We start from the raw sequence: 12,776 nt of genomic DNA, 5'->3' as shown, positions 1-12,776 counted from the left end.
TGAACTCCTGATAAAAGCGGAAAGGAAGAGAGAGGGACAGCGATGTCTCAGCGGACGCCAATGGCCGCGTAGTCGAAGAACACCGAGCGTGCGGGAACGATTCCGGTAACCCGTGCGCGCAACACGCGCGGCAACCGGTCCTGATACATGAAGATCCACGGTGCATCGGTGGCGATCAGCGCAGCCGCCTGGCGATAGAGCGCGTTGCGTTTGGCGTCGTCGCTCTCGCCGCGGGCGGCCGCGAAGAGGCGGTCCACCTCGGGGTTTTCATACCATCCGCGATTGACGCCGCTCGGGGGCTGCTGGGCTCCGCTGAACATCCGCTCGAGCCAATAGGTGCTGTCCGCTCCTGTCGTCCATCCGTTGAACGAGCCCTGGACATCGTCCTTGTAGCCGGGGCCCTCGGTCGACACGAGAGTGGCGAATTCGAGGAATTGCGGCTGCAGGTCGATGCCGACTGCTTTCAGGTCCTGTTGCAGCAGCGCGATGATCTGCGACGCCTGTCCGAAGCCAGGTCCGCTGTTGGGCGCGAGGATCTTGATCCTCGCCGGCGTGGCGATGCCGGCCGTGGCCAGCAATTGTTTGGCCTTGGCGGGATCGTAGGAATATGGCGCGGTTGACGGATCGCGCGGCAGTTCGTTGCCGGCGGGAACCGGACCCGTCGCCGGCGTCACCTGGCCATCGAGCAGCGCCGCAAGGCTGTCGCGGTTGATCGCATAGTTGAGCGCCTGGCGGAATTGCGGGTTCTTCGTCAGTTCAGCGCGGGCATTCAGACGCACGAAGTACTGGTTCGCAGGCTCCGCATATTGCACCTGAAGACTCGGATCGACCTTGAGCTGCGCGACCTGCTGGGAACTGGCGCTGGGGATGATGTCGATCTGCCCCGTCTGCATGGCGATGGCCATGGCGGTGGGATCCGTCATCGGACGGAACACGATCTGATCGAGCGCCGGCTTCTGTCCCCAGTAGGAGGCGTTCCGCGGCAGCGTGAGTTGCTGGCCCTGCTGGAATGCCGCCAGCGTGAAAGGCCCGGTGCCAACCGGGCGCAGGCCCAGTTGGTCGCCCTTGTGCTGCTCGATGGCGGCGGGGCTGATCATGCCGACTCGGCGATCGCTCAAAAGCCGCGGAAACCCAGAAAATGCCTCCTTCAACACAACCTGGAAGGTCGAAGGATCGACGACTTTGGTGCTTTTGATCCACCGGGTCAGAAACGTCATGTTGCCCGCGGCCCGGCTGTCGAAGACCGGCGATTCCTTGTTCATCATCCGGGCGAAATTGACGTCGGCCGCCGCTGCGTTGAATTCGGTTCCGTCATGAAATTTGACGCCCTTGCGCAGGACGAGCGTGTAGGTGAGACCATCGGCCGACACGCTCCAGGATTCCGCGAGGCCACCTTTCAGCTGCGGTGCCGTGTCGGTTGGCTTGCTGAGATCCTCGCGGATGAGCGGATCGAAGATCGCATCGATGACGCGCAGGCCGGGCGTCCCCGTCATGCGATGCGGATCGAGGGGCGGCACCGCGCCTTCCGATCCGATGATGATTGAAGCCCCGACCGCAGGGGCCGCCGACAGCAGGAGGGCCGGGCTTGTCGTCAAGGCGAGTGCAAACAGGATTGCAGGCGGGCGAGCCGTCGTGAAATTGCGCATCTTCGTTCCCCGTTATGGCGCGTCATCACATCGAGGGGACGTGAGCGGCCTGTTAGATCGAATGGACCGCACTCCGCCAGCTGAGGCAAATTTAAAAAATTTGCGTATTAATGTGGTTTACTTATAATTCACCGGGCGCACGAAAACGGAGGAGCCAACGGGTGACCCGACGACCCTCACCACTCGATAAGGCGTTTCAGGTCCCCGCGTCCTACACGGTCTCGATCAAGCATCTGAGAGCCTTCCTGCGCCTGGCTCACCACAGAAGCTTTACCCGCGCGGCCATGGACCTGCACATGTCGCAGCCCTCCCTGACGATGACGATCCGCCAGCTTGAGGACATCATCGGCAGCTCGCTCTTCGACCGCACAACCCGCAACGTGATCCTGACCCCGGAAGGACAGGACTTCGTGCCCATCGCGGAGCGCGTCGTCGGCGATTTTGACCTTGCGATCCAGAACATCCGGGTCGCCGCCTCGGCGCGCAAGGGACGGATCGGGATTGCGCTGAACCACTCCGTGGCCATCAAGGTCATTCCCAAAGTGCTTGAGAGTTTCCTCGCCGACCACCCAGGACTTCATGTCCAGTTGCGCGACGGAAACTCGGCCGATGTCCGCCGCCGCGTGCGGCGAAACGAGGTCGATATCGGCTTTGGCAGCAAGGACGAGGAAGACACGGATCTCGATTTCCGCCCGCTGTTCCGGGACCGCATGGGCTTGCTGGCGCGCAGCGATCATCCACTCGCCGCGAAACAAGCCTCGTTGGAATGGGCCGATCTTGCCGGATATGATTTCGTCGGCCTCACCTCGGACACGGCCACCGGACGCATTCTCGACCAGATCGCATACCTGCCGCCCTCTGTCACGGCGCCGCGCTATGAGGTTTCCACCAATCCGACACTCTGGGCGCTTCTCGAAAGCGGAATCGGCATCACGACAGCGCCGGCGATGTCGGTGGAGAACAACCCGAACCCGTTGCTGCGGTTCTTCCCGCTGAGCAACCCTGTGGCATGGCGGGACGTGTACCTGATCACCAGGCGCGGACGCATTCTCACGCCCACCGCTAACGATATCGTGCGTCGCGTCAGCAAGGAGGTGGCGGCGATTGCGCGCGGTCACACGCTCATCGAACCTTACGCCCTTTAAGGGTCTGGCTTGTCCCGGCTGGCCGTGTCCGCCCGGAAGCCCATCATGGAATCTCGCACGCGCCTATCGCGTCGGGGCGAGTTTCGCAGGCGCGGCTTTTCCGACTGCGCTGACGCTCGCCATGTCGTCCAGAATGGGGCAATCGGGCCGGCCGTCCCCGTGGCAATGGCTGGCGAGGTGGCGAAGAGTCCGGCACATGCCCTCGAGCTCGGCGATCTTGCCCTCGAGGTCGGCCAGATGTTTCAGGGCGAACGATTTGACGTCGGCGCTCGCGCGGGTCTTGTCACGCCAGAGGGCGAGCAGCCCAGCGGTTTCCTCGACCGAAAACCCAAGTCCGCGCGCGCGCCGGATGAAGCGGAGCGTGTGGATATCCTCGCTGCGATAAACGCGATATCCGCTCTCGGTGCGCAAGGCCGGCTGGATGAGCCCGATGCTCTCATAATAGCGTACCATCTTGGCCGAAAGCCCTGTTTCGCGTGCCGCCTCGCCGATGTTCATCTCGTCTCTCCGTCGTCTTGCACAGTGGTCACGCGACCGGTTGGGGATGGAGGGTCACCGGAATCTCCCGCGCGCTGCGCAACGGTGGCGTGAAACGACGAAGCCGCAGGGCATTGCCCACGACGCTGACGCTCGACAGCGCCATCGCAAGGCCCGCCACCATCGGCGACAGCAGGATCCCGAAATTTGGATACAACACGCCGGCCGCGACCGGAATCAGGATCGCGTTGTAGCCGAACGCCCAGAACAGGTTCTCGACGATGTTGCGGATGGTTGCCTTCGAGAGCGCGATGGCATTGGGCACGTTGCGCAGGTCGCCCGACATCAGGACCACGTCGGCGCTCTCGATGGCGATGTCCGTGCCCGTGCCGATCGCGAGCCCGACATCGGCCTGCGCCAGCGCCGGCGCGTCGTTGATGCCGTCGCCCACAAACGCAACGGCGACGCCGCCTGCCTGCAGACGCTTGACGACCGATGCCTTGTCGGTCGGCAGGACTTCGGCCACGACCTCGTCCACGCCCAATGTGCGGGCGATGGCGTCGGCCGTGCGGCGGTTGTCGCCGGTGATCATCACGATCCGCAGGCCCAGGGCGCGAAGCGCGTCGAGCGCTTCAGGCGTCGTCGCCTTGATCGGGTCGGCAACCGCGATGATGGCCGCGAGACGGCCGTCGATGGCCACATAGAGCGGCGACTTGCCCTGTTCGCCAAGCCGTTGAGCAACAGCCTGGAACGCTCCCACATCGAGACCGCGCTGAGCCATCAGCCTGTCGGCACCAACCGCGAGGGTGCGGCCACGCACAGTGGCCACAATGCCGTATCCCGGCAGGCTCTCGAAGGTCCCAGGCTCGTTCAAGGACAGTCCGCGACGACGCGCCTCCGCAACGATCGCCTCGGCGATGGGATGCTCGGAACGCATTTCGACGGACGCGACGAGGGCCAGAACCTCCGCTTCGTCGAACCCCTCGGCCACCTGCAGGTCGGTGAGTTTCGGGCGGCCTTCGGTGAGCGTGCCGGTCTTGTCGAGGGCGACAATCCGGGCATTCCGAAGGGCCTGGAGCGCTTCGCCGCGACGGAACAGGATTCCGAGTTCAGCCGCCTTCCCGGTGCCGACCATGATCGAGGTGGGCGTCGCCAATCCCATGGCGCAGGGGCACGCGATAATGAGCACCGCGACCGCGTTGACCATGGCGAAGCTCAGCGCCGGCGCGGGACCAAAGATGAGCCAGATCACAAACGTAACAGCAGCGCATGCCAGGACCGCCGGGACGAACCACATGGTGATCCGGTCGACGATGGCTTGAATGGGAAGCTTTGCGCCCTGGGCTGTCTCGACCGTCCGCACGATCTGCGCCAGCACCGTGTCGCTGCCGACCTTGGCGGCCTCGAACTGGAACGCGCCGGTCTTGTTGACCGTGCCGCCGACGACTTCGGAACCGGCATTCTTCTGCGACGGGATCGGCTCGCCCGTGATCATCGACTCGTCCACGAATGACGAACCGGATGTCACACGGCCATCGACGGGCACGCGCTCGCCCGGCCGCACCACGACGATGTCGCCGACACGGACCTCCTCGACGGGCACGTCGGCCTCTTCGGAATCCCGCACCACACGCGCGGTTTTGGGCTGCAGCGTGAGCAGCCGGCGGATCGCGTCGCCCGTCCGGCCCTTGGCGCGCGCTTCGAAATAGCGGCCGAGGAGGATCAGTGTCACGACCACCGCGCCGGCCTCGAAATACGTGTAGTCCATCCCGGCCGGCAGCAGCCATGGCGCGAAAGTGGCGATGACGGAATAGCCATAGGCCGTGCTCGTGCCGATCATCACGAGCGCGTTCATGTCCGGCGCACCGCGCATCAAGGCCGGCCATCCCTTCGCGTAGAACACCCGCCCCGGGCCGAACTGGACGATGCTCGCGAGAATGAAGCTCAGCCAGCCGATTAGGGTCTCGCCGATCGTTTCCGCGAGCGCATGGTGCAGGGCGTCCGAGAGGTGCGATCCCATCTCGAAAATCAGCAGCGGCACCGTGGCGATGGCCGCAACCACGATGGCGCCGCGCAGGCGTGCGGTGTCGGCAGCCTTGGATGTCGCCTCGCTGTCGCGCCGGTCGGCGGCGATCCCCACCGGCTCTGCCGGGTAGCCGACCTTCGCCGAGGCCGCGCGGATGGCAGCAACGGTGTCCACGCCTCCCACATAGCGCACATGTGCCCGCTCGGTGGCAAGATTGACGGCGGCGGAGATCACCCCAGGGACCGTTGAAATTGCCCGCTCGACCCGGCCGACGCAGGATGCGCAGGTCATACCCGAGATTGCCAGATCGGCAGTCTCCTCCCGGGGTTCGTAGCCGGCTTTGCGGATCGCGTCGAGGATGGGTGCGACATCACCGTCGCGGGTGACAATGTCAGCCCGTTCGGTCGCCAGGTTGACGGCGGCGCGATCCACGCCGGGAACCGCCAGAATTGCCTTCTCGACGCGGCCGACGCAGGACGCACACGTCATCCCCTCCACGGGAATGGAGAGCGCTGTGGCTGACAAGGTGGGTGGGCGAAGCATATCCGTCACGAGGGAATTCCTTTGAAATCTCGAGTCGGCTGTTGTGATAAACCTTCCCCTCGTAGGAAGGTCAAGCGCTCATTCCGGGCTGCGGATGGTGTCTGAGAATGTCGCTTGACCTTCCCATATGGGAACGCCGCAGGGTCGCTTCACGCCTTGAAAAGGAGATTCTCATGTGCGGTTGTTCCCAGCATACCAATGGCGCTGCCACCCAGGCGGCGACCACCTCCGGCCTTTCGATGCATGTCGAGGACATGACGTGCGGGCATTGCGCCAGCACCATCACCAGCGCCATCGAGACAGCTTTCCCCGGGACCCGCGTCGTCGCCGATCCGGCGGCAAAGCGCGTCACGGTCGAGGGTGCGGTCGACGCGGCCCGCCTCGGTCAGGTCATCGCCCTTGCCGGCTACACGCCCACGGCTGACAGGCTCTGACACATAGCCCCCTAGCCCGATTCCACAAAAAGGATCTGGAAGCATGCACACTGCGCATTGGTTCGCGGCCGGCCTGACGGCGGCACTCTTCACCACCGCCGTGGCGATCGCGGCGCCCGGCGGTGCCGGCCATCATCACGGCGAGATGGGTCCGGGCAAAGCCGGCGATACGTCGACGGCATCGCGCGTCATACCTATCACCCTGACCGATCGGGATGACGGCGCCATGCGGTTCTTTCCCGAGCGCGTCGAGGTCAGGACCGGCGAGCAGGTCCGATTCGTCCTGCGCAACAGCGGCAAGGTCGAGCACGAATTCGTGCTCGATACGCCCGCCAACAACGCCGCCCACAAGCAAGCGATGATGGCCGACCCGGCGATGGCGCACGACGATCCGAACGCCCGGCGTCTCGCCGCCAGCGCAAGCGGCGAGATCGTCTGGCAATTCACCGCGCCCGGAGAATACGAGTATGCCTGCCTCATCCCCGGTCACTACGAAGCCGGCATGAGAGGCACGGTCGTCGTCAGGTGAGGCTCAGCCGCGCCCGATAAAGGGCATTTTCGTCGCCATGACGGTCATGAACTGCACATTGGCGTCGAGCGGCAGGCTCGCCATGTAGACGATCGCGTCCGCCACGCGCTGCGGGTCGATGGTCGGCTCGATCGCAAACGACCCATCGGCCTGCACGATGCCCTTTGTCATGCGCTGGGTCATGTCCGTAAGGGCGTTGCCGATATCGATCTGTCCGCAGGCGATGTCGAAGGCGCGCCCGTCGAGCGAGGTGGAGCGAGTGAGACCGGTGATCGCGTGCTTGGTCGCCGTGTAGGGCGCGGAGAGCGGGCGCGGCACGTGCGCGGAAATCGAGCCGTTGTTGATGATCCGGCCGCCCTGCGGCTGTTGCGCTTTCATCAGCCTGAAGGCCCCCTGGGTGCACAGGAAGGCCCCCGTCAGATTCGTGTCGACCACTGTCTTCCACTGCGCGTAGGTGATGTCCTCGATCGGGACCGCCGGCGCGCCAACCCCGGCATTGTTGAAAAGCAGGTCGAGCCTTCCGAAAGCCGCGTGGATCGCGGCAAAGAGGGCTGCCACAGAGTCAGGGTCCGACACGTCACTGGGCACGACCAACGTGCGCTCGGGCGCTGCGGACGATGAAGCCACGGCCGCGAGCGGCGCCTGCCGGCGTCCCGTCAGCACCACATGGTAACCTGCCTGCACGAGTGCGAGGGCCACGGCGCGTCCGACGCCGCTGCCAGCGCCGGTGACGAGCGCGATCTTCGGAACGACAGTCATGGGCGCGATCCCTTTTGCGGTTGATGAGGACCAAGCTGATAGCCCATTTGGGCGCTTCCGGTCTCGGTCGGTTCTAACATCCGATTGGAAAGCCGCCTGATCTGAGGCATAGCTACGCGGACTTTCCTCCCAAAATCGCGGATCCATGACACTCTCAGATCTCGAAATGGTGGGCCGCCTCGCGCTGGCGGCCGGCCTTGGCAGCATGATCGGCTTCGAACGCGAGCGGCTGCTCTGGGCTGCGGGTCTGCGCACTCATATGCTGGTCGCGGTCGGCTCCTGCCTCATCATGATCGTGTCAGCGTTCGGCTTCGCCGATGTGCTCGGAACACCGAACGTCAATCTCGATCCATCGCGCATTGCGGCGCAGGTCGTTTCCGGGATCGGGTTCCTGGGCGCCGGTGCCATTCTCCTGCGGGGTGAAATCATCCGTGGGCTGACCACGGCGGCCAGTCTCTGGACGGTCGCGGGGATCGGCCTTGCAGTCGGTAGCGGTCTGTACATGGCGGCAACGGCCACCACCGTGATCGTGCTGGTGATCCTGGCAGGCCTCAAGCCGCTGGAAGCCCGCTTCCGCAACCGGAATCAATCGGCGCAGATCCGGATCATGGCCGATCGGGGCGCCTTCACGACCGACGTGGCGCGCCAGGCGCTGGGCTACCGCTTCGACTCGCTCCGGCAATTCGTGTCCTGCCCGTCCGACCACGGCGACAGCGACGAGATCAGCCTCACGATCGAGCGCATTTCGCACGACGAGGCCATCCACCTCACCGAGCAGCTCCGGAGCCTGAAGGACGTCAAATCCGTGGAGCTTGCCTGATCCGTGCCAAGCCTCCCCGCGTGCCCATCAGGCAGGTTTCTTTGGCCGACAGGCGATGATCGAGGCCAGAAAGCCGGGAAAGCGCTCGTCCAGATCCGCACGGCGCAGGCTGATGAGGCGCTTGGTGCCCTCTGGCTGCACATTGACAAGCCCCGCTTCCCGCAGCTTGGCCAGATGATAGCTGAGCCCCGTCTTCGAGCCGAGGTGCAGGAACTGGCTGCAGGTCATCGCGTCGTCGTCGTTGGCCGCCAGCGTTCCGACAATGGCAAGCCGCGTCTCGTCACCGAGGGCTGCCAGCACCTGGGCGAGGTCGAGTTCGTCGAGACGGGGATGCGGCAGCGTGCTCATGGCGGGAGACTAACCACGCCATGGAGGTAGTTCAAGAGGCGTTGAACTAACCCTTGACACAGCGTCGGGTTGGGAATCAATTGTTCAACATTCATTGAACAAGGCAAGCGACATGAACAGACGTCTGTTATGGCTGGCGCTCGGCACTTTCGCCATCGGCGCGGAGGCGTTCGTGATTTCGTCGCTGCTGCCGCAGATCGCCGAGGATACCGGGGTGTCCCTGATCGAGGCAGGGTATCTGGTGGTGAGCTTCGCCCTCGCCTATGCGTTCGGCGCACCGGTTCTCACCGCCTTGACGGGGGCGAGCGACCGCCGCCGGGTTCTCGTGATCAGCGCCCTCGTGTTTGCTGCCGGCGCACTCGCCGCCGCCTTCACCCCCAGCTACGCCGTCCTGATGATGGTGCGAACCGTCATCGCAGGGGCGGCCGGGCTCTATGCGGCGACGGCCCAGGCCACCGCCGTCGCCATCTCCCAGCCGGACCACCGGGCGCGCGCGATTTCCATCGTCGTCGGCGGCACCTCGCTCGCGGTGGCGCTCGGAGCCCCCCTGGGCGCCCTCATCGCTTCCGTTGCCGGCTGGCGGGGCACGTATCTCACCATTGCGGGTGCGGGCCTGACAGCCGCGGCCGCGATCTGGATCATGCTGCCGAAAGGAATCCGCGGCGAGCGACTGACGTTGCGGGAGCGCGTCGGGGTGCTGGCTCAACCCAACGTCCTGCCGACCCTGGTGACCACCCTGCTCTACATGACCGGCTGCTTTGCCGTGTTCACCTATATTGCGCCCCTGACGCTGCAGGCAGCGGGCCTCGGACGCAGCATGATCCCGACCGTCCTGCTGATCTACGGGATCGGTGCCGCCGTCGGCAATTACGTGGGCGGGCAGCTGGCCGACCGCTGGGGTGCGCAGCGCACGGTGGTCACGGCGATCATCCTCAATATCGGCATGCTGATCCTGTTCTCCGTGGTCGGACGCCTTCCGGATGGGTGGGGTGCGCCGGTCTTCCTTGTCGCCTTGGCGCCATGGGGAATCATGTCGTGGTCCTTTCCCCCGGCCCAGGCCAGCCGGATCCTCGCGGTCGCACCGGACAGCGCCCCGCTGGCGCTGTCGCTGAACGGGTCCGCACTCTATCTCGGGGTTGCGCTGGGCTCGTTCGTCGGAGGCCTCGTTTTGCGCTACGGAACGGTGATGGATATCGGCTGGATCTCGTCCTTCTTCCTGCTGGCCGCGCTGGGACTGATCTGGCGCAGTGCGCGCCGTCGCGCCAAAACCCTTTCCCTCTCAGCTCTCAATGCCTGACGCCGTCACTGGACTTGCCCAGGCGGAACACCACATCACACCTGCGCGCCACCACCTTCACAGGAGACTTCCCATGCAGAAGCGTCATCTCGGCAAACTTGAAGTCTCGGCCATGGGGCTCGGCTGCATGGGCATGTCGGATTTCTACGGCGGCCGCGACGAGCAGGAGGCGATTGCCACCCTGCATCGCGCCATCGAACTCGGCGTGACATTTCTCGATACCGCCGACATGTACGGCGTCGGTCGCAACGAGGAACTGGTCGGCCGCGCGGTGCGCGACCGCCGCGACGCGGTCGTCATCGCCACCAAATTCGGCAATGTCCGGGCACCCGATGGAACGTCGCTCGGCATCAACGGTCGGCCCGAATATGTCCGGCAGGCCTGTGACGCCAGCCTCAAGCGGCTCGGCATCGACACGATCGATCTCTATTATCAGCACCGGGTCGATCCCAACACGCCCATCGAGGACACGGTCGGGGCCATGGCGGAGCTCGTTCAAGCGGGAAAGGTGCGATACCTTGGCCTGTCAGAGGCCGGACCGCAGACGATCAGGAAAGCCCATGCGGTTCACCCGATCACCGCACTCCAGACCGAGTATTCCCTGTGGAGCCGCGATCCTGAGGCCGAGATCCTGCCGACCTTGCGAGAGCTGGGCATCGGCTTCGTGGCCTATTCGCCGCTCGGTCGCGGCTTCCTGACCGGACAGATCAAGAGCGTCGATGATCTCGAGGACGGCGATTATCGCCGGACGACGCCGCGCTTCCAGGGCGAAAACTTCCAGAAGAATCTCGACCTCGTGGGCGAGATCGAGACGATGGCGAAGGACAAGGGCTGCACACCCGCCCAGCTCGCGCTTGCCTGGGTTATGGCGCAGGCAACGGACATCGTCCCCATCCCCGGCACGAAGCGGCGGCGCTATCTCGAGGACAATGCCGGAGCGCTCCAGGTGACGCTCACGCCGGCTGACCTCGCGCGCCTCGACAGCATTATCCCGCCCGGAGCGGCCGCAGGCAGCCGCTATGCGGCCGCGCAGATGCAGAATCTCGGACGCTGAAGGGGTGGCTCAGGCCTCGTGCGCCGGCACGAGGTTCTGGGCGCTGCCCGTCGACAAATGGGCGGCATTGGCGGCCTGCAAGGCGACACGCTTGATGTCGCGGCGGCCGATTCCGAGATCCGACAATTCGCGCTCGCCGAGGCTTTCGAGCTCGAACACCGTCTCCCGGTACGAGAGCCAGGTCTGCACTTTCTTCATCACGATCGACATCAACATGGAATGAACTTTCGGAGACGAAAAGGATGCCCCGGGGGACCGGGGAGATCGGATGCGGGCAAATTAACGCTGGCTGAAGCGCTCGCCGAGCTGGCGTTCGATGGTGTCGTTGAAGACGCCGCCATTGTTCACGATGAAGCGGCCGATTTCCCGGTGAGCGCGCCGCTCATTGGCGAGGGAGATTGCCTCGACGATGCCTGACACCAGCGCTTTCGCACGGGCGGCCAGGGACGGGGTGACGGCGCGGGCTGCAGTGGTCGCTTCAAAATACGCGGCGACCGGGCTTGCGATAGACATAGGGTTCATCTCCTGGCGTGGTTGGACACCGATGATCCCGAGCGCTTCCGTCGTTGTTGTTTGTTGACACCAATCTACACGCTTTGCTGCGCTGCGGTATAAAGGTCAGCGCATATGACCTATGCGCCTCGGTCAAAGGTTTATCCGCCGATGGCGCTGAATGAGGCGAAGCCGTGCGCAATCACGCGGCAACAGCATGCGCGTGTGGCAGAGTGCCGGTTAAGCGGGCGCTTCCGTTAGGTCGGGACCAGGACCAACTCGCACGTCACGCAAACCGGGTTGTCGCCGCGCACGATCTCACCCACGGCGACCCTGCCGGACATGTCGACGACAGCAATGTCGATACGGGCACGCACGCCCTGACCTTCCGGCCCGACCCGGCCGTGGCGGATCAGGATTTCGGTCGCGTAAGAACTGACCTGCCGACCATCAGCGAACCGGACTTCATTGAGACTGCCGATCCCGTGCACCTCTGCGCTCTCTATGCCATGGGCTTCACAGACGGCTTCGATGGCCTGACAGAGATCCTCGTTCGGTCGAATTCTGAGCAGCAGGGCCGATGGGGCGCCTCCGCGATCGCTGCCTCCCGTTGGCTCGAACAGGGTGAAACCGCTCTCCTCATCCGGCATGGAGCGGAAGGTCGCGTTCCGGAAGCCAAAACCCGCAGCCATGACGGGAGCCGTCAGAACGCAGAGTGGGGTGAGCATGTGGCCCATGCAGAGCCCTGTTGCCGTGTGCCACAGGCCGTGACAGTGACCATAGAGCTGCCCGTCCCGTAGCCCCACGATCGCACCGCATTGGCGCAGGTCCACAGGCCCTTCCGGCGTGAGCGGTGCGCTATACCAGGCGGCATGCCCGTCATCGGGCGAGGCTGCGGGGATGACGTATTGGAAAGGCGCGCAGGTTCCACCCTCGAAGCCGACAAAACCACCGATGCAACCGGCGGCTTCGAACCCTCTTGCAAGGGCGTGGTCGACGCGCTCGCCTGCATCGAGCCGGAAATTCAAGCGAATGGGACGGTCCGCGGCGGTCACGGTCCGGGCACCGGCGACCGGCCCGGGATGATGGAGATGTCTGATCGTTTCCTCCTGGTCACAGCCTCGACGGATCCGTGCGCGGTTGAGAAAACGATACACCGGCATCGCTCCATTGCAATGACGGCAGCCGGCTACTAGCCTCCTGCCG

At 64.7% G+C, this 12,776-nt stretch carries 14 protein-coding genes; 6 read left to right on the top strand and 8 right to left on the bottom strand.

What is annotated here, in order from left to right:
- Positions 1 to 47: 47 nt before the first annotated feature.
- Complete coding sequence (locus tag J4G32_RS09200; RefSeq protein ID WP_210486289.1) at positions 48 to 1,646, bottom strand: ABC transporter substrate-binding protein; 1,599 nt, start codon at positions 1,644 to 1,646, stop codon at positions 48 to 50.
- Between the two features lie 161 nt (positions 1,647 to 1,807).
- On the opposite strand from J4G32_RS09200, the gene J4G32_RS09195 reads away from it, so the two are divergent.
- A complete protein-coding gene (locus J4G32_RS09195) occupies positions 1,808 to 2,791 on the top strand; it encodes a LysR family transcriptional regulator (protein ID WP_210486271.1) in 984 nt (327 codons plus the stop codon).
- A 63-nt stretch (positions 2,792 to 2,854) separates the two neighbouring features.
- On the opposite strand, the gene cueR is transcribed toward J4G32_RS09195, so the two are convergent.
- Entirely contained in the window at positions 2,855 to 3,289 is a 435-nt protein-coding gene (cueR, locus tag J4G32_RS09190) for a Cu(I)-responsive transcriptional regulator (protein WP_210486238.1), read from the bottom strand.
- Between the two features lie 28 nt (positions 3,290 to 3,317).
- Positions 3,318 to 5,837 (bottom strand): heavy metal translocating P-type ATPase, encoded by a 2,520-nt coding sequence (locus tag J4G32_RS09185; RefSeq protein WP_210491197.1) that lies wholly within the window; start codon positions 5,835 to 5,837, stop codon positions 3,318 to 3,320.
- 173 nt (positions 5,838 to 6,010) lie between these two features.
- Between J4G32_RS09185 and J4G32_RS09180 the strand changes: the two genes are divergently transcribed.
- Positions 6,011 to 6,271: a heavy-metal-associated domain-containing protein gene (locus J4G32_RS09180; RefSeq protein ID WP_210486197.1), complete on the top strand. Its 261-nt coding sequence runs from the start codon at positions 6,011 to 6,013 to the stop codon at positions 6,269 to 6,271.
- A gap of 43 nt (positions 6,272 to 6,314) precedes the next feature.
- Positions 6,315 to 6,800 (top strand): cupredoxin domain-containing protein, encoded by a 486-nt coding sequence (locus J4G32_RS09175; RefSeq protein ID WP_210486171.1) that lies wholly within the window; start codon positions 6,315 to 6,317, stop codon positions 6,798 to 6,800.
- A 3-nt stretch (positions 6,801 to 6,803) separates the two neighbouring features.
- Here J4G32_RS09175 and J4G32_RS09170 read toward each other — a convergent pair whose 3' ends face one another.
- Positions 6,804 to 7,559 carry an SDR family oxidoreductase gene (locus J4G32_RS09170; RefSeq protein WP_210485998.1) on the bottom strand — a complete coding sequence of 252 codons (756 nt, stop codon included), beginning with the start codon at positions 7,557 to 7,559 and terminating at the stop codon, positions 6,804 to 6,806.
- A 145-nt stretch (positions 7,560 to 7,704) separates the two neighbouring features.
- Between J4G32_RS09170 and J4G32_RS09165 the strand changes: the two genes are divergently transcribed.
- On the top strand, positions 7,705 to 8,379 hold the full coding sequence (locus J4G32_RS09165) for an MgtC/SapB family protein (protein WP_246504930.1): 675 nt from the start codon (positions 7,705 to 7,707) through the stop codon (positions 8,377 to 8,379).
- A gap of 27 nt (positions 8,380 to 8,406) precedes the next feature.
- On the opposite strand, the gene J4G32_RS09160 is transcribed toward J4G32_RS09165, so the two are convergent.
- Positions 8,407 to 8,727, bottom strand: a complete 321-nt coding sequence (locus J4G32_RS09160) for an ArsR/SmtB family transcription factor (RefSeq protein ID WP_210485996.1) — start codon at positions 8,725 to 8,727, stop codon at positions 8,407 to 8,409.
- 112 nt (positions 8,728 to 8,839) lie between these two features.
- Here J4G32_RS09160 and J4G32_RS09155 point away from each other — a divergent pair, with 112 nt between their 5' ends.
- Positions 8,840 to 10,024 carry an MFS transporter gene (locus J4G32_RS09155; protein ID WP_210485994.1) on the top strand — a complete coding sequence of 395 codons (1,185 nt, stop codon included), beginning with the start codon at positions 8,840 to 8,842 and terminating at the stop codon, positions 10,022 to 10,024.
- Between the two features lie 73 nt (positions 10,025 to 10,097).
- The gene (locus J4G32_RS09150) at positions 10,098 to 11,078 is read left to right on the top strand and encodes an aldo/keto reductase (RefSeq protein WP_210485992.1); all 981 of its coding nucleotides are present in this window, start codon (positions 10,098 to 10,100) and stop codon (positions 11,076 to 11,078) included.
- A gap of 9 nt (positions 11,079 to 11,087) precedes the next feature.
- On the opposite strand, the gene J4G32_RS09145 is transcribed toward J4G32_RS09150, so the two are convergent.
- From J4G32_RS09145 to J4G32_RS22080, 3 genes are all read right to left on the bottom strand, one after another.
- On the bottom strand, positions 11,088 to 11,294 hold the full coding sequence (locus tag J4G32_RS09145; protein WP_343232620.1) for a DUF1127 domain-containing protein: 207 nt from the start codon (positions 11,292 to 11,294) through the stop codon (positions 11,088 to 11,090).
- A gap of 63 nt (positions 11,295 to 11,357) precedes the next feature.
- Positions 11,358 to 11,591, bottom strand: coding sequence for a hypothetical protein (locus J4G32_RS09140; RefSeq protein WP_210485991.1), 234 nt, complete (start codon positions 11,589 to 11,591; stop codon positions 11,358 to 11,360).
- Between the two features lie 236 nt (positions 11,592 to 11,827).
- Complete coding sequence (locus J4G32_RS22080; RefSeq protein WP_210485989.1) at positions 11,828 to 12,625, bottom strand: PCC domain-containing protein; 798 nt, start codon at positions 12,623 to 12,625, stop codon at positions 11,828 to 11,830.
- Positions 12,626 to 12,776: the final 151 nt, after the last annotated feature.

Source organism: Microvirga antarctica, from assembly GCF_017921815.1.
In the GTDB taxonomy this organism is placed as follows: domain Bacteria; phylum Pseudomonadota; class Alphaproteobacteria; order Rhizobiales; family Beijerinckiaceae; genus Microvirga; species Microvirga antarctica.
This window is presented reverse-complemented; position numbering and strand designations above follow the sequence as displayed.